Consider the following 543-nt stretch of genomic DNA (forward strand, 5'->3'; position numbering starts at 1 on the left):
ATCATCCTGATTATTTAACTTCTCTATTCAGGGAAGCCCGTCTGATACAAAGCTTCTATTTCTCGTTAAATATTCTCCATTCTGGCGCCAAGCCCTATCTATAGCTGATTGAAAACAACTCTAAAAACGCAATAATATCAAATAGTTTATTCCTACAGCCGATCATTTTGAGTAAAATATTGACGAGAATTTCACAAAAGGTAGATTTCATGCAAACGGATAAATTAGACTATCACATAAAGTTCTTATAAGGTTATCTATATGATAAATAGCATTAATTCTTTTTTTTCCAGCATTCCTCGCAGTATATCAAGTGTTACGCGTAACAGTAGCTTCACTGCCTCACAGCACAAAAGCACACCTAACACGGTAAAAACCAGCTCACCTCTTTCTCCCAGCAACAGTCCTGCCAGTGCAACAACTATTTTTAAGGTAAAAAATTCTTATACGGAATCAGGACTTCAACGTTCCACATCTTATACTCAGTCAAGTATAGAAAAAAACGCTTTACATCGGCCTCTACCTGATGTGGCCAAACGCCTA

1 pseudogene is annotated in these 543 nt (G+C 37.0%); it reads left to right on the forward strand.

What is annotated here, in order from left to right:
- Positions 1-261: 261 nt before the first annotated feature.
- Positions 262-543 (forward strand): annotated as a pseudogene (gene tccP2 / locus EA14781_RS25135) (Tir-cytoskeleton coupling protein TccP2); the annotation flags it as partial.

It is taken from the genome of Escherichia albertii NBRC 107761 = DSM 17582 (assembly GCF_000759775.1).
In the GTDB taxonomy this organism is placed as follows: domain Bacteria; phylum Pseudomonadota; class Gammaproteobacteria; order Enterobacterales; family Enterobacteriaceae; genus Escherichia; species Escherichia albertii.